Source organism: Enterobacter cloacae complex sp. 382A5 (genome assembly GCF_050031095.1).
Taxonomy (GTDB): domain Bacteria; phylum Pseudomonadota; class Gammaproteobacteria; order Enterobacterales; family Enterobacteriaceae; genus Enterobacter; species Enterobacter cloacae.
The window spans coordinates 3849315-3864348 of the sequence record NZ_JBLGVK010000001.1 but is presented as its reverse complement, the minus strand read 5'-3'; the positions used below and the strand labels follow the sequence as shown (position 1 = coordinate 3864348).

Annotated in this window: 13 protein-coding genes and 1 tRNA gene; 9 read left to right on the top strand and 5 right to left on the bottom strand. The window is 57.1% G+C overall.

Going from position 1 to position 15034, the window contains the following annotated elements; genetic code table 11:
- Positions 1-271 precede the first annotated feature (271 nt).
- Both ACQG2G_RS18230 and ACQG2G_RS18225 read right to left on the bottom strand, forming a co-directional pair.
- Positions 272-347 (bottom strand) — tRNA-Phe (locus tag ACQG2G_RS18230).
- A gap of 95 nt (positions 348-442) precedes the next feature.
- A complete protein-coding gene (locus tag ACQG2G_RS18225; RefSeq protein WP_013098689.1) occupies positions 443-1156 on the bottom strand; it encodes a DUF554 domain-containing protein in 714 nt (237 codons plus the stop codon).
- 182 nt (positions 1157-1338) lie between these two features.
- Between ACQG2G_RS18225 and ACQG2G_RS18220 the strand changes: the two genes are divergently transcribed.
- Positions 1339-3474 carry an ornithine decarboxylase gene (locus ACQG2G_RS18220; protein WP_369118625.1) on the top strand — a complete coding sequence of 712 codons (2136 nt, stop codon included), beginning with the start codon at positions 1339-1341 and terminating at the stop codon, positions 3472-3474.
- Positions 3475-3572: 98 nt separating this feature from the next.
- Here the strand turns inward: ACQG2G_RS18220 and ACQG2G_RS18215 are convergent, their stop codons facing one another.
- Together ACQG2G_RS18215 and ACQG2G_RS18210 are read right to left on the bottom strand one after the other, a co-directional pair.
- The gene (locus ACQG2G_RS18215) at positions 3573-4265 is read right to left on the bottom strand and encodes a response regulator (RefSeq protein ID WP_013098687.1); all 693 of its coding nucleotides are present in this window, start codon (positions 4263-4265) and stop codon (positions 3573-3575) included.
- Positions 4255-5892 (bottom strand): ATP-binding protein, encoded by a 1638-nt coding sequence (locus ACQG2G_RS18210; RefSeq protein ID WP_029882969.1) that lies wholly within the window; start codon positions 5890-5892, stop codon positions 4255-4257. The genes ACQG2G_RS18215 and ACQG2G_RS18210 overlap by 11 nt, the downstream gene beginning before the upstream one ends.
- A gap of 344 nt (positions 5893-6236) precedes the next feature.
- Here ACQG2G_RS18210 and ACQG2G_RS18205 point away from each other — a divergent pair, with 344 nt between their 5' ends.
- From ACQG2G_RS18205 to citG, 8 genes are read left to right on the top strand one after another with little or no spacing between them, the layout of a single operon-like run.
- On the top strand, positions 6237-7598 hold the full coding sequence (locus ACQG2G_RS18205) for a 2-hydroxycarboxylate transporter family protein (RefSeq protein WP_013098685.1): 1362 nt from the start codon (positions 6237-6239) through the stop codon (positions 7596-7598).
- Between the two features lie 17 nt (positions 7599-7615).
- Positions 7616-8479: a fumarylacetoacetate hydrolase family protein gene (locus tag ACQG2G_RS18200; protein WP_023621451.1), complete on the top strand. Its 864-nt coding sequence runs from the start codon at positions 7616-7618 to the stop codon at positions 8477-8479.
- A 10-nt stretch (positions 8480-8489) separates the two neighbouring features.
- A complete protein-coding gene (gene citC / locus ACQG2G_RS18195; RefSeq protein WP_038983522.1) occupies positions 8490-9512 on the top strand; it encodes a [citrate (pro-3S)-lyase] ligase in 1023 nt (340 codons plus the stop codon).
- Between the two features lie 16 nt (positions 9513-9528).
- Complete coding sequence (gene citD, locus ACQG2G_RS18190; protein ID WP_013098682.1) at positions 9529-9822, top strand: citrate lyase acyl carrier protein; 294 nt, start codon at positions 9529-9531, stop codon at positions 9820-9822.
- Entirely contained in the window at positions 9819-10694 is an 876-nt protein-coding gene (gene citE / locus ACQG2G_RS18185) for a citrate (pro-3S)-lyase subunit beta (RefSeq protein ID WP_013098681.1), read from the top strand. The genes citD and citE overlap by 4 nt, the downstream gene beginning before the upstream one ends.
- A 10-nt stretch (positions 10695-10704) precedes the next feature.
- The gene (gene citF, locus ACQG2G_RS18180; RefSeq protein ID WP_426769298.1) at positions 10705-12222 is read left to right on the top strand and encodes a citrate lyase subunit alpha; all 1518 of its coding nucleotides are present in this window, start codon (positions 10705-10707) and stop codon (positions 12220-12222) included.
- 2 nt (positions 12223-12224) lie between these two features.
- On the top strand, positions 12225-12764 hold the full coding sequence (gene citX / locus ACQG2G_RS18175; RefSeq protein WP_013098679.1) for a citrate lyase holo-[acyl-carrier protein] synthase: 540 nt from the start codon (positions 12225-12227) through the stop codon (positions 12762-12764).
- Positions 12742-13545, top strand: a complete 804-nt coding sequence (gene citG, locus ACQG2G_RS18170) for a triphosphoribosyl-dephospho-CoA synthase CitG (RefSeq protein ID WP_236275491.1) — start codon at positions 12742-12744, stop codon at positions 13543-13545. Before citX ends, citG begins: the two co-directional genes overlap by 23 nt.
- A gap of 33 nt (positions 13546-13578) precedes the next feature.
- On the opposite strand, the gene ACQG2G_RS18165 is transcribed toward citG, so the two are convergent.
- Positions 13579-14835: a nucleoside permease gene (locus tag ACQG2G_RS18165; protein ID WP_013098677.1), complete on the bottom strand. Its 1257-nt coding sequence runs from the start codon at positions 14833-14835 to the stop codon at positions 13579-13581.
- Positions 14836-15034 lie beyond the last annotated feature (199 nt).

Sequence of the window (15034 nt, the reverse complement as noted above, 5' to 3'; positions counted from 1 at the left end):
CGCACCATATAGTAGCAATGTGGTTACGTGGTCTGAAGCAGAAGTCACTTCACGCATACGTGACGCCATTCTGTCGGGCTTTGTGGGGTTGATATGTGCTTTACAATACTTGAACAGATCGGTGAAGGTCAGGTTTTTCTGTTTCTATGTGACGGTAAACACGCCAATTGCGTACCACAGGGAAGCGGGGGATGGAGGAAAGAAAAGGGCGGTAGCTACTTTGCTGACTCAGAAAGCAAAAACCCCCGCCTAAGCGAGGGTTTAAAATGAGTGGTGCCCGGACTCGGAATCGAACCAAGGACACGGGGATTTTCAATCCCCTGCTCTACCGACTGAGCTATCCGGGCAACGGGGCGCATTAAACCCGATTCACTCTCCGCCGTCAACGAAAAATGTTGTTTTCGTTACAGGATGCACAATCTCTCACCAGTTCGTCGCAATCTTAAGCGAAAAAGTGGGTCCACAGCGCGGAAAGCGGCATGGCGAGCAGCAGGGCGGGCAGCATATTCACCACCGCGAACATTTTGATCCCGCAGATGCGCAGCCCTGTTGCCAGCAGGAGCAGACCGCCAACGGCGGTAAAATCCGCCATCATCGCGGGCGTAGTCAGCGGAAGGATCAGGGTGGCGCAGGTGGCGAGCGCCAGCTGAATCAGCAGCATTGGCACACAAATCGCGGCCACCGCGATACCGAGCGTGGTGGCAAAAATCGTAGCGGTGAAGAAATCGAGAAACGCCTTCGCGATTAAAATGCTGGGGTCACCGGTCATCCCTTCCTGCATCGAACCGAAAATCCCGGTGCCGCTGGCGCAAAAGAGAATAATGATGGCAACGTAGTTTTGAATAAACGTCTCATGGGTGCCGTGTTTGGCTTTGCCCGGACGGGCTATCAGGTTTTTCGCTTTGCTGACCGCGTTGTTAATCCCCTTTTCCAGATAACAAAACTCACCAATCAGCGCCCCGAGCAGAGTGGCCAACACCATAACCGGCAGGTTGGCGCATTTGATCACCAGCAGAATGCCAATCCCGAGGGAGGCCAGGCCAAAAATGGAGGGCATAGAGACGCGAATACGCTCCGGTAATCGCTGACTTAACACTGCACCGAGTACGCCGCCCAGCAATACGGCACTCGCGTTGATAAATGGCCCGATAACCACGGAAAACTCCTGTTACTTAATCATAGGTATTGCATGATTATGACACGCCAGCGCTTTTTTACGCTTAGCTTTGGGTGGTGAAGTGCATACTGATTCCTTCTTGCACCTCAAAATAAAAGGTGACATTATTGCGCGAATTTTCTCCTCCCTGTCTCACCGTTCGGTGAGGGTATATAGCGCCTATGAAAACCATGAAAATCGCCGTCAGCCGTGAGCTGGTTTCCACTGTGTCCACGCATCGCGAAAAGGTGACGCTGGATAACACTGATTTTACCGATGTGGCGGCAGTCGTCATTACGCTCGCGGAGAGTCGCAGCGGCATTCTTGCGTTGCTGAAACGCACGGGCTTTCATTTACCGGTCTTTCTATTCTCGCAAGAGCCGACGGACGTGCCCGAGGGCGCCACGGCTGTCATCTCGGGTAAAGCGCAGGAGTTCCTGGAACTGGAATCTGCCGCCAGTCGTTACGAAGAGAACCTGTTACCGCCGTTTTTTGACACCCTGAGCCAGTATGTTGCAATGGGCAACAGCACCTTTGCCTGTCCGGGCCACCAGCACGGGGCGTTTTTCAAAAAACACCCGGCGGGACGACAGTTCTATGACTTCTTTGGTGAGAACGTTTTTCGCGCCGATATGTGCAATGCCGACGTGAAGCTCGGCGATCTGCTGATCCACGAAGGTTCCGCCAAGCATGCGCAAAAGTTCGCCGCGAAAGTGTTCAACGCGGATAAAACCTACTTCGTGCTGAACGGTACGTCGGCGGCCAACAAGGTGGTGACCAATGCGCTGCTGACCAGTGGCGATCTGGTGCTGTTTGATCGCAATAACCACAAATCTAACCATCACGGGGCCCTGATTCAGGCGGGCGCGACGCCGGTGTATCTGGAAGCGGCGCGTAACCCGTTTGGCTTTATCGGTGGGATTGACGAACACTGCTTTGACGACGCGTACCTGCGCAATCTGATCCGCGACGTTGCGCCGGAGAAGGCAGACGAGACCCGCCCGTTCCGCCTGGCAGTGATCCAGCTTGGTACTTACGATGGCACGATCTACAACGCCCGTCAGGTGATCGACAAGATCGGCCATCTGTGCGATTACATCCTCTTTGACTCTGCCTGGGTGGGCTACGAGCAATTTATTCCGATGATGGCGGAAACCTCCCCGCTGTTGCTGGAGCTGAACGAGAACGATCCGGGCATTTTCGTGACCCAGTCGGTGCATAAACAGCAGGCCGGGTTCTCGCAAACCTCGCAGATCCATAAAAAGGATAACCACATCCGGGGTCAGGCGCGTTTCTGTCCGCACAAACGTCTGAACAACGCATTTATGCTGCACGCCTCCACCAGCCCGTTTTATCCCCTGTTTGCGGCGCTGGATGTGAACGCAAAAATTCACGAAGGGGAGAGCGGACGCAGGCTGTGGGCGGAGTGCGTCGAGCTGGGGATTGAAGCGCGTAAGGCGATCATTGCAAATTGCCATATGATCAAACCGTTTATTCCGCCAGTGGTGGCAGGCCGTCCGTGGCAGGATCACCCAACTCAGGTCATCGCCAGCGAACGTCGCTTCTTCAGCTTTGAGCCGGGGGCCAAATGGCACGGATTTGAGGGCTATGCCCGCGATCAGTACTTTGTCGATCCGTGCAAGCTACTGCTGACCACGCCGGGCATCGATGCTGAAACCGGGGAATATACTGATTTTGGTATTCCGGCGACCATCCTTGCGCACTATCTGCGGGAAAATGGCATCGTGCCGGAGAAGTGCGATCTGAACTCGATCCTCTTCCTGCTGACGCCTGCCGAAAGCAGCGAGAAGCTGGCGCAGCTGGTGGCGATGCTTGGCCAGTTTGAACAGCATATTGAAGACGATACGCCGCTGGCGGACGTGTTGCCGACCATCTATCAGAAATACCCGGTACGCTACCGGGATTACACACTCCGCCAGCTGTGTCAGGAGATGCACGATCTCTACGTCAGTTTTGATGTGAAAGATCTGCAGAAGGCGATGTTCCGCAAGGAGAGCCTGCCCGCGGTGGTGATGAATCCGCAGGATGCCAATCAGGCGTACATTCGCGGGAACGTGGAGCTGGTGCGCATCCGTGATGCACAAGGGCGCATTGCTGCTGAAGGCGCGCTGCCGTATCCGCCTGGCGTTCTGTGCGTGGTGCCGGGAGAAGTCTGGGGCGGGGCGGTGCAGCGCTACTTCCTGGCGCTGGAAGAGGGGATTAACCTGCTGCCGGGCTTCTCGCCGGAGCTGCAGGGCGTTTACAGCGAAAAGGATGCCGACGGGATTAAGCGGCTTTATGGGTATGTGTTAAAGTAGCCCCCTCACCCTAACCCTCTCCCCAAAGGGGAGAGGGGATTGCACGGAGCCGTCTTTTCACCCTCGCCCCTTTGGGGAGAGGGCCGGGGTGAGGGGTGTTAAGCCGCACTACGCTTGTACATCCTCCGCGGATGCCCAATCTTGCCGTACAGCATCTCCACCGTCAGAAAACCTGCCTCCACGCAGTGCTCCAGATAGCGCCGGGTGGTGGTTTTACTCAGCCCCGTTTCACTCACCACCTCATCCACCGTAAAACAGTGCGTCGCCTTGTCGTTAAACAGCGCCTGCACCCGCGCCAGCGTATTTTCCTCAATACCTTTGCTGCCGTTGTCCTGGCGGTAGTTTTTCGCCTGTAGCTGGTATAAAGAATCGACGTTCTGCTGGTCAACAATCTTCCAGACCCGCTGTTGCTCAGCAAACTGCACAAAACGCTCCAGCGACTGGCTGAGCCGCTTCCAGGAAACCGGCTTCAGGATGTAATCAAACGCCCCGTTACGAATGGCCTGGCTGCAGGTGTCCATATCGCTGGCGGCGGTGATGAAAATCACTGAACAGTTGGCGCGGGCGAGCATCGGGTTACTGATAAGGGTGATGCCTTTCCCGTCCGGCAGGTAGTTATCCAGCAACATCAGCTGCGGCTGTTTACTTTCAAGCTCAACCTGCGCTTGCGCCAGCGACGAGGCAATCCCCACCAGTCTAAGACGCGGATGTTTGCCGATCAGCTCTGCGTGCAGTTGCGCCAGTTCGTTCTCGTCTTCAACTATCAGTACGTCGATAAGTTCATGTTGCATAATCGGTATCTTCCTGTTCCTGTGCGGGATGCCGGGCGGTTCCCGTGGCGGGGATAAACAGTGAGAAAATCGCCCCCCGCGGCGTATTATCGGCAACCTCAATTGCACCGCCAGCCTGTGTGACATAGCTTTCGATCAGATACAAACCAATGCCGTGATCGCCGCGCGTTTTGGTGGTGATGCCGCGCTCAAATATCCTGTCACGGATCTCCGGTTTAATGCCAACGCCCTGATCGGCCACTTCGATGATGAGTTCTTGTTCGCTCAGTTTTATCAGCACTTCCACAGGAGCATGCGGAAGCGGCGAGCGCTGGGTCGCTTCAATGGCGTTATCCAGCAGGTTGCCAATGATAGAAATCAGCGCCTCTTCAGGCAGCGCCAGGAACGGTCTGTCCAGACGACAGGTCGGGTCGAAGTTCAGCTCGACGCCTTTCTCCCGCGCCCGCGCGGCTTTCCCCAGCAGCAGGCCGCACAGTGTCGGGGAGCTGAAGCGCGAAGAGATAAAGTCCAGCAGCTCCTGAGCGTGTTCCGACTGCGCCTGAATGTAGCCAATCGCCTCCTCGTAGCGGCCCATATGCAGCAGGCCGGAGAGAGTGGTCATCCGGTTTAGCTGCTCGTGACGCATAATGCGCAGGTTATCAACATAGCGTTTGACCTGGCTGAGCTGGGCGCTGAGCGAGTCGATCTCGTTGCGATCGCGGAAGGTGATCACCCAGCCCTGCAGAGAGTTCTCAAGCATGATGCGCACCCGGCTGGCGATCACCGTGAGATCGTTAAAACGGCAAATCTCGTCATGGGTATCTTTGGCGAGCATCGTTTGTGTTTCGAAGAACGGAACAGGATCGATTACCTCGCTTATCAGCTGCCCGCGCAGTTCCCGGGCCGGCTGGCTCAGGCCCAGCAGTTTGCGTGCCGCCTGGTTAATCACTTCTATTCGCCGTTCATCGTCAATGGCGATCACCCCTTCATAAATGGACTCCATCATCGCCTTCTGCTGGCGCACCAGCAGACCAATCTCTCGCGGCTCCAGGGAGAAAATCTGCTTCTTGATACTGCGGGTAAAGAACCAGGAGAAGATAAAAAGGGCAAGCAGTAACAGTACGGCGGCGATCAGGATGTTAACCACTTTACTGACGGTGATGGTTTCAAGATAGCTGGTGAGATAGCCTACCGAGACAATTCCCACTACCTGACCGGCATCGTTAAAAATGGGCGCTTTGCTGCGCAGCGAAATGCCTAATCCTCCCTTGCGGATAGTGGTGGTGCTTTTACCGCGCAGCACCTCTTCGTTGTCTCCGCCGACCAGCGTATGGCCCACTCTGTCCGCAAAAACGGAATGAAACAGATGCAGCCCTTTGTTATCGCCAATCACAATAAAACTGGCATCACTGTGGGTGGCTATTTTCTGCATAAAATCGTGAATGGCGTTGATATCTTTTTGTTCGACCTCTTTTCGTAATGATGGAATAAGGGCGATCTCTTCTGCCTGTATTTTTGCGCGTGCGCTCATTTCCTGATAAAGCTGTCGGCTAACGTCGACATAATAATATCCGCCCAGCAAAGCAAAAAGCACTGAGAAAAAGACAACCAGCGAAACAAACAGCTTAATCTGAAACGATACTTTCATAACAATCACGCGTGGTATCAACGAAGTTTGTCAATATATCATCTTTTTTCGCGTGGATACCCGCTTTGCCGAAAACTTGTGATCCCTTGCACAGCAAGGCCTGCAAAAGGATTATCTGAAAGGGTTTTCCCTTAAACACGACCGTGTAAATGTTATTTGTTTGTTCGGTTTAGAAAAGAAACCATAAAAACCACGGCAATAAATAAGGGGCAAATCACATTAAATAAAAGAAACCATTAAAACCATAGTCGCCATTAAAACTTCGCTTTTAATATGCCATTCCTCACATAAAGTAAGCCTTTGTGACTCTAAGCTGAACGCACAAAATAACTAAGGGGCTTATTATGAGCACAACTGACGATTCTTTCTCTGTTACCCACGACCCGATTGATATTCAGCGGCCATCGCTCAAAGAGCGCTGGTGGCATATTATGGATACCTGGAAAATCGGGATTATTCCTCTGCCGCTGTTTGTCCTGGCGGGCGCGCTGATTGCCATTGATTGTCTGGGCGGAAAACTGCCAAGCGATATCGTGGTGATGGTGGCGACGCTGGCGTTCTTCGGCTTTGCCTGCGGTGAGTTCGGCAAACGCCTGCCGATTGTCGGCAAGCTCGGCGCGGCGGCGATTTGCGCCACCTTTATCCCCTCCGCGCTGGTCTATTACGGCCTGTTGCCGGATGTGGTAGTGGAATCCACCACTAAGTTCTATAAATCCACCAACATTCTTTATCTCTACATCTGCTGCATTATTGTCGGCAGCATCATGAGCATGAACCGCACCGTGCTGATTCAGGGCTTCCTGCGCATCTTCTTCCCGATGCTGTGCGGCGAGATCGTCGGCATGCTGGTGGGGATGGGCGTGGGTCTGGCGCTGGGTCTTGAGCCGTTCCAGATCTTCTTCTTTATCATTCTGCCGATTATGGCAGGCGGCGTGGGCGAAGGGGCTATCCCGCTCTCCATCGGCTACGCCACCCTGCTGCACATGGATCAGGGCGTGGCGCTCGGTCGCGTGCTGCCGATGGTCATGCTCGGCGGGCTGACCGCTATCATCATCTCCGGCTGTCTGAACCAGCTGGGCAAGCGTTATCCACACCTGACCGGTGAAGGTCAGCTGATGCCGAACCGCGCGAATGCCGATGCCACCGTTTCTCAACCGGCGTTCTCTGGCAAAGCGGACGTCACCACCATCGCCTCCGGTGCGTTGCTGGCGGTGCTGCTCTACATGCTGGGCATGCTCGGCCACAAGCTGATTGGTCTGCCTGCGCCGGTTGGCATGCTGTTTATGGCGGTGCTGGTGAAGCTCTGCAACGGTGCCTCTCCGCGTCTGCTGGAAGGCTCTCAGGTGGTGTACAAATTCTTCCAGACCTCGGTGACCTATCCCATCCTCTTCGCGGTCGGTGTGGCGATCACCCCATGGCATGAACTGGTCGCGGCCTTCACGCTGACTAACCTGCTGGTGATTATCAGTACCGTCTCTTCGCTAGTGGCGACCGGCTTCTTCGTCGGCAAAAAAATTGGTATGCACCCGATTGATGTCGCCATCGTCTCCTGCTGCCAGAGTGGTCAGGGCGGTACCGGTGACGTGGCAATCCTGACCGCAGGCAACCGTATGAGCCTGATGCCCTTCGCCCAGATTGCTACCCGTATCGGCGGCGCGATTAACGTCTCTATCTCACTGCTGATTCTGGGCAACTTCCTCGTTTAAGTTTTCAGGAAAGAACAATGAAACTCGCAAGCTTTTTATACCAGGGAAAACGCAGCTACGGCATCGTCCAGGCCGAAGGTGTGATTGATTTAGGTCGCCGTCTCGGCGACCGCTACAGCGACCTCAAAGCGCTGCTGCAGGGCAACGGGCTGGCGCAGGCCACCCGTTACCTGAACGATGCCGTGGACGTGCCGATGAGCGCCATCACCTTCTTACCGGTGATTGAGCAGCCGGAAAAAATCCTCTGCGTGGGCATGAACTACGCCGACAAGCGCAAGGAGTTTGACCAGCACAACCCGGCACCAACGCTGTTCGTGCGCTTCCCGGATTCGCAGACCGGCCACAACGAGCCGGTGCTGAAGCCGCGTCACTCCAGCGAATTCGACTACGAAGGCGAGCTGGCGGTGATCATCGGCAAGGGCGGGGAAAATATCAGCCGTGACGAGGCGCTGCGCCACGTGGCGGGCTACAGCTGCTACATGGACGGCTCCGCCCGCGACTGGCAGCACACCTGGTTTACAGCCGGTAAGAACTGGCGTCAGACCGGCGCGTTTGGCCCGTGGATGGCAACGGCCGATGAGATCCCGGACCCGCACAGGCTGGCGATCCGCACCTGGCTGAACGGCCGCATGGTGCAGGAAGATAACACCAGCAGCATGATCCACAAGGTTGCGGAGCTGATCGAGTACATCAGCACCTTTACCCGCTTAAGTCCGGGCGATGTGATCATCACCGGCTCCCCGGGCGGGGTGGGTAAAAAGCGTAATCCGCCGCTGTTTATGAAAGAGGGGGATCGCATTGAAGTGGAGATCGAGCATATCGGTCATCTGAGCAACGTGATTGTGGAAGCGCCAGCCACCGGGCTTGCGGCGGCACACTGAGAAAGGCGGCATGAACAGTCAACCCATCGATTTTCGCCACACGCTGGTGGCGAAACACCCGGAACGCTTAAGCCAGATCCGTTACCTGCTGGCAGACAGCGGCCTTGGCCTGGACAACGACATCACGCTGTTTGTCGAAGCCTGGTCCGGCGCGCAACTGGTGGGTTGCGCCGGTCTTGCCGCCAACGTCATCAAGTGTGTGGCCGTGAACGAGCAGCTTCGCGGCGAGAACCTCAGCGCGCGCTTGCTGGCGGAGGTGCAGAATGCGGCGCTGGAGCGCGGTCATTTTCACCTCTTCCTCTGCACGCGACCGTGCAATAAGGAGCGCTTTGCGCGCAGCGGCTTCTGGCCCATTGCCCAGAGCGGCAACAACGCCGTGCTGATGGAGAACACCCCGCAGGGGATCGAGCGTTACTGCCGTTCCCTGGGCAGGATGCGCAAGGGCGGGGAGAAGACTGGCGCGATAGTGATGAACGCCAACCCGTTCACCCTCGGCCACCGTCATCTGGTGGAGCAGGCGGCGAAGCAGTGTGACGCCCTGCACCTGTTTGTGGTGCGTGAAGATGCCTCGTTCTTTCCGTTCAGCGCGCGCCTCGGAATGGTGCGTGCGGGCGTCGCGCATCTGCCAAATGTGACCGTGCACGAAGGCTCACAGTACATCATCTCCCGCGCCACCTTCCCGGCCTACTTTTTGAAAGAGACCGGCAAAGTGCAGCAGGCGTGGAGCGAAATCGACGTGCTGATCTTCCGCGACTTTATCGCACCGGCGCTGGGCATTACCCATCGTTTTATCGGCTCCGAGCCGTTTTGCGATATCACCCGTCAGTACAACCAGACGCTGCACGCCTTGCTGAGCCCGCAGATTGAGGTGGTGGAAATGCCGCGCATCAAGGCCACCGGCAATGCCATTTCAGCGTCCGAAGTGCGCCGCTTGCTCAAGACTCAGCAGTTTTCCCGGATCCGGGAGATTGTCCCGGACTCCACCTTCGCGCACCTCGAAACACACTACCGTGCGAGTGCCGAAGTCGCTTAACTACCAGGAATTTATCATGAAAATTGTAAGGGAGGCGCTGGCCGGAACGCAGGAGTCCAGCGACCTGATGGTGAAAATTGCTCCCGCTCACGGCGAGCTGGAGATAGTCATCCACAGTGAAGTGATTAAGCAGTTTGGCGAGCAAATTCGCCAGGTGGTCAACGAGACATTGCGCGCCATGAACGTGCACCAGGGACTTATCATTATTGAAGACAAAGGGGCGCTGGACTGTGTGATCCGCGCTCGCCTGCAAAGTGCGCTTCTGCGTGCTGCCGATGAACAGGCCATTAACTGGGGGGCGCTGAAATGAGCAAACTCCGCCGCAGTATGTTGTTCCTGCCGGGCGCCAACGCCGCCATGCTTTCAACCGCGTTTATCTACCGTCCAGACTCCATCATGTTTGACCTTGAAGATGCCGTTGCTCTGCGCGAGAAAGACACCGCGCGAATGCTGGTGTTCCACGCCCTGCAGCACCCGATGTATCAGGACATCGAAACCGTGGTGCGCATAAACCCGCTGAGCACGCCGTTTGGCTTGCTGGATCTGGAAGCCGCCGTGCGCGCCGGCGTGGACGTGATCCGCCTGCCGAAAACCGACACCCCGGACGACATCTACGAGCTGGAAGGCCACCTTGAGCGTATCGAGCAGGAGTGCGGGCGCGAGGTTGGTTCTACCCGCGTGATGGCGGCGATTGAATCGGCCATTGGCGTCATCAACGCCGTGGCGATTGCCCGCAGCTCGCCTCGCCTGATCGGCATTGCGCTGGCGGCTTTTGACTACGTGATGGACATGCAGACCGAGCGCGGCGACGGCACCGAGTTGTTCTACGCCCGCTGCGCCGTGCTGCACGCCGCCCGCGCGGCAGGCATCGACGCCTTCGACGTGGTGTGGTCAGACGTTAACGATGAGGCTGGATTCCTGCGCGAGGTCGATCTGATCCGCAAGATGGGCTTTAACGGCAAATCGCTGATCAACCCGCGCCAGATAGACCTGCTGCATAACGCCTACGCGCCGACCCAGGAAGAGGTGGATCACGCCCTGCGGGTGATTGAAGCGGCAGAAGAGGGCGAACGTAACGGCCTTGGCGTGGTGTCGCTCAACGGCAAAATGGTGGATGCACCGATTATTAACCACGCGCAGGTGGTGCTTGAACGCGCGGCGGCCTCCGGCGTGCGTCGGTAAGGATGACACAATGAACCAGACAGAACTTCTCCATGTGAATTTTCCCCATCTGCGGGAGTTAAAACCGTTTGATACCGCCCACAGCGCCACGCCGTGGCTGGCGGACAGCGACGCGAAACACAGCCGTAAACTCTGCGCCTCCATTGAAGAGGCGGTGAGGCGTAGCGGCCTGAAGGACGGAATGACCATCTCCTTCCACCATGCGTTTCGTGAAGGCGACCGGGTGATCAACACCGTCGTGGCGCTGCTGGCGCGGATGGGCTTCAAAAACCTGACCCTCGCCTCCAGCTCGCTGATGACCTGCAACGACGCGCTGATCGAGCATATTGCAAGCGGGGTGATCGCCCGGATCTACACCTCCGGCATGCGTGGCAAGCTGGCGGATGCCATCTCCCACGGGCTGATGGACGAGCCGGTACAAATTCACTCTCACGGCGGGCGCGTAAAGCTGCTGCAGGACGGTGAGCTGAACATTGACGTGGCGTTTCTTGGCGTGCCGTGCAGCGATGAGTTTGGTAACGCCAACGGCACGCACGGTAAATCGTGCTGCGGCTCGCTGGGCTACGCGATGGTGGACGCCCATTTTGCCCGCAAGGTGGTGTTGTTGACGGAAGCGCTGGTGCCGTTCCCCAATATGCCTGCCAGCCTGGTGCAGGATCAGGTGGACTACATCGTGCAGGTGGAGAGCGTGGGCGATCCGGCAAAAATCAGCGTCGGCGCGGCGCGCGTCACCAGTAACCCGCGCGAGCTGATGAATGCCCGCTATGCGGCGGATGTGATTGAGCACTCCGGCTATTTTAAACCGGGCTTCTCGATGCAGACCGGCTCCGGCGCGGCGGCCACCGCCTGCACCCGCTTTATGGAAGAGAAGATGGAGCGCAGCGGCGTGAAGGCACGCTTTGCGCTGGGTGGCATCACCGGCAGCCTGGTAGATCTGCACGAGAAGGGGCTGGTCGAAAAGCTGCTCGATACCCAGTGCTTCGACGGCCAGGCGGCGGCCTCGCTGGCGCGCAACCCGAACCACGTGGAGATCTCCACTAACGTCTACGCCAACCCCGGCAGTAAGGCGGCAAGCTGCGACCAGCTGGACGTAGTGATCCTCAGCGCGCTGGAGATTGACGTCGATTTCAACGTTAACGTCATTACCGGCTCCGACGGCGTGATGCGTGGCGCGTCCGGCGGTCACTGCGACGTGGCCGCCGCGGCGAACCTGACCATCGTCGTTGCGCCGCTGCTGCGTAGCCGCATTCCGACGGTGGTGAAGCGCGTTACCACTCGCCTCACGCCGGGCGAAAGCATCGACGTGCTGGTCACCGATCACGGCATTGCGGTTAACCCGGCACGCCCGGAGATCCGCGAACGCCTCATGGAAGCAGGGCTGAAGGTTGTTGATATCAACGCCCTCTATGAGCGGGCAATTTCGCTGACAGGCGTACCGAAACCGATTGAGTTCACAGACAAAATTGTCGGGGTGATCCGCTACCGCGACGGCAGCGTGCTCGACACCGTTCGACAGGTAAAGGAGTGAATATGACCATTGCGACACCCGTGCGGGCGGGTGTCAGCCTGGACGCGCTGCTGGCGGCGAAAGAGCGCCGCGCAGCCCGTCAGGCTGACTGGCTTACGCACTATCAACAACCGGTGATCTCCCTCACGCTGGTAACACCCGGGGAGATCAAAGACAGCCTGCGTTATCGCAACACCATGGGCGTGGCGTTACAGATGTGCGATCAGCTGCTGTGGGAAAACCGCTGGCAGGTGCTGGACCGCCAGGTGCTCTGGCTGCCGACCGGGCCCGAAGCGCTGTGGTGCGTGGCCCATCCTGCGGCAGAAATCAAAGCCCACTGTGCGGAGCTGGAGCAGACGCATCCGCTTGGCAGGCTGTGGGATCTGGATGTGATTTGCCCTGAAAACGGCCACGTTGGACGCCAGTCGCTGGGCTCACATCTCAGACGCTGCCTGATTTGCGATGAACCTGCCCACGCCTGTTCCCGTTCGCGCAAACATCCTGTGGAGCAGGTGGTGGCGCGCGTGGAGAAGATGATCGATGACTGGTTTGCTCGCGACTAAACCGCGCCCGCTTGACGTCCCCGCGCTTGCCGCAGAAGCGCTGTGGCAGGAGCTGGAGCTGACACCGAAACCGGGGCTGGTGGACAGGCTCAATAACGGCTCCCATCGCGATATGGATCACGCGCTGTTTGTCCGCAGCATTATGGCGATTACGCCGTGGTTTTCGCGCTTTGCTGAGCTGGGTAACGCGCATGCCGAGAAACCCGCTGGCGAACAGTTACGGATCCTCCGCCCGATGGGGATGGCCTGTGAGCAGGCGATGTATGCCGCGACGAACGGGGTGAACACGCACAAAGGGGGCATTTTTGCCCTGGGGTTACTGTGCTTTGCCGCCGGGCGTGTGAAAAATATCTCCGCAGAAAGCCTCTGTTGTGAGGTGAGTAACATCTGCAACGGGCTGGTTTCGCGAGAGCTGGCCACACGCAGCGGGCAGGCGACGGCGGGGGAGCGGCAGTTCCGGCAGTACGGCTTAACCGGCGCGCGCGGCGAGGCGGAGAGCGGTTTTGCGACGGTGCGTAAGGCGCTGGCGCAGTGGAACGGACATTCGCTTCATGGCCTGCTGTTACGCCTGATGGCAATCAATCAGGACAGCAATCTGGTGTCGCGCGGCGGCATTGAGGGGCTGGGCTACGTTCAGGACTATGCGCGGGAACTGCTGGCTGACGGCTGGGATGGTGAAGCGTTGCGTAGAATGGATAACGCATTGATTGAACGCAACCTGAGCCCGGGCGGCAGCGCGGATTTGCTGTCGGTGGGGTGGGTGCTTGCTGCAATAAAATAGCCGGGTGGCGGCTTCGCCTACCCGGCACAATAATCAATGCGCGACTGGCTGTGCGCCGTGCGGTTCGCGTACATGCTTGTACTGGAACAGCACGATAAACGCGAAGAACAGCACCAGCGAGTATGCGGCGAAGATAAGCCACACTGGCTGCCAGTCGGTAATGCCGTTGGTGGTATACATCTCAACCACTTTACCGCTCACCACACCGCCCAGGATACAGCCGAAGCCGTTGGTCATCATCAGGAACATACCCTGTGCGCTGGCGCGGATTTCAGGTTTCACCTCTTTTTCCACAAACACCGAACCGGAGATGTTGAAGAAGTCGAAGGCGCAGCCGTAAACAATCATCGACAGAACCAGCAGCACGGTGCCGAACGGGCTTGGGTCGCCGTAGGCGAACAGGCCGAAGCGCAACATCCACGCGGCAATACTGATCAGCATGACGTTCTTGATGCCGTAGCGGCTCAGGAAGAACGGGATGGTCAGGATGAACAGCGTCTCAGAGATCTGCGAGATGGACATCATTACCGAGGCATGTTCAACGATAAAGCTGCCTGAGAACAGCGGGTTATTATCGAAGCTGTGCAGGAAGGTATTGCCGAACATGTTGGTGATTTGCAGTTCCGCGCCCAGCAGCATGGAGAAGATAAAGAAGATCGCCATGCGTTTGTTTTTAAACAGCGCGAAGGCGTCCAGGCCGAGCATGGTGCTCCAGCTCTGGTTTTTCTGCTGGTTAGATACCGGAATATGCGGCAGCGTCAGGGTAAACAGTGCCAGCACCACGGAGAGCGCCGCACCGATGTAGAGCTGCATATGGCTCAGTTCAAAGCCCGCGAAGCTCACGCCCCACATTGCCATAATAAAACCGATGGTGCCCCAGATACGGATAGGCGGGAAGTCGGTCACGATATCCATATCGGCGGATTTGAGGCGGTAGTAGGAGATGGTGTTGATCAGCCCAAGTGTTGGCATGTAGGCCAGCGAGTTAAGCAGGATCACCATAAACATCGCCCCCGGCGTGGTGACCTGGGCTGCCATAAACAGCGTGCCCGCGCCCACCAGGTGGCAAAGCATGTATAGCCATTTCGCACTCAACCATTTATCCGCCACGATCCCCAGCAGCGTTGGCATAAAGACCGCCGCGATACCCAGCGAGCTGTAGACGGCACCGATTGACGCACCATCGAACTTGAGCGTCACAAACATATAGGAGCCGAGTGTAGTCAGCCAGCTACCCCACAGGCAGAACTGCAGAAACGACAATATTTTAAGCTGCAGCTTAAGGTTCATGTTACTTTCCTCACAAGTGAGCGGGAGATATGTTGTTATAGGAACATTCAGGGTTGTTATTTGATGCAATTCTATCAGTTGGCAACGATATGTTTTGTTACCTCCCGCAAAAAAATGCAATCCATATTAATTTGCAGTTTGGATTGTGATGCAAATAACATTTTCGTATGGGTGGGGTGAGATGGGGTAGGTGCGGCCT

What these genes read in the sequence shown, in the direction of transcription:
- citG (WP_236275491.1), top strand. Translation starts at nt 12,742, where the DNA reads ATGACTGGTTTGCTCGCGACTAAACCGCGCCCGCTTGACGTCCCCGCG.
- ACQG2G_RS18220 (WP_369118625.1), top strand. Translation starts at nt 1,339, where the DNA reads ATGAAAACCATGAAAATCGCCGTCAGCCGTGAGCTGGTTTCCACTGTG.
- ACQG2G_RS18205 (WP_013098685.1), top strand. Translation starts at nt 6,237, where the DNA reads ATGAGCACAACTGACGATTCTTTCTCTGTTACCCACGACCCGATTGAT.
- ACQG2G_RS18200 (WP_023621451.1), top strand. Translation starts at nt 7,616, where the DNA reads ATGAAACTCGCAAGCTTTTTATACCAGGGAAAACGCAGCTACGGCATC.
- citE (WP_013098681.1), top strand. Translation starts at nt 9,819, where the DNA reads ATGAGCAAACTCCGCCGCAGTATGTTGTTCCTGCCGGGCGCCAACGCC.
- ACQG2G_RS18210 (WP_029882969.1), bottom strand. Translation starts at nt 5,892, where the DNA reads ATGAAAGTATCGTTTCAGATTAAGCTGTTTGTTTCGCTGGTTGTCTTT.
- citF (WP_426769298.1), top strand. Translation starts at nt 10,705, where the DNA reads ATGAACCAGACAGAACTTCTCCATGTGAATTTTCCCCATCTGCGGGAG.
- citX (WP_013098679.1), top strand. Translation starts at nt 12,225, where the DNA reads ATGACCATTGCGACACCCGTGCGGGCGGGTGTCAGCCTGGACGCGCTG.
- ACQG2G_RS18215 (WP_013098687.1), bottom strand. Translation starts at nt 4,265, where the DNA reads ATGCAACATGAACTTATCGACGTACTGATAGTTGAAGACGAGAACGAA.
- citC (WP_038983522.1), top strand. Translation starts at nt 8,490, where the DNA reads ATGAACAGTCAACCCATCGATTTTCGCCACACGCTGGTGGCGAAACAC.
- ACQG2G_RS18165 (WP_013098677.1), bottom strand. Translation starts at nt 14,835, where the DNA reads ATGAACCTTAAGCTGCAGCTTAAAATATTGTCGTTTCTGCAGTTCTGC.
- citD (WP_013098682.1), top strand. Translation starts at nt 9,529, where the DNA reads ATGAAAATTGTAAGGGAGGCGCTGGCCGGAACGCAGGAGTCCAGCGAC.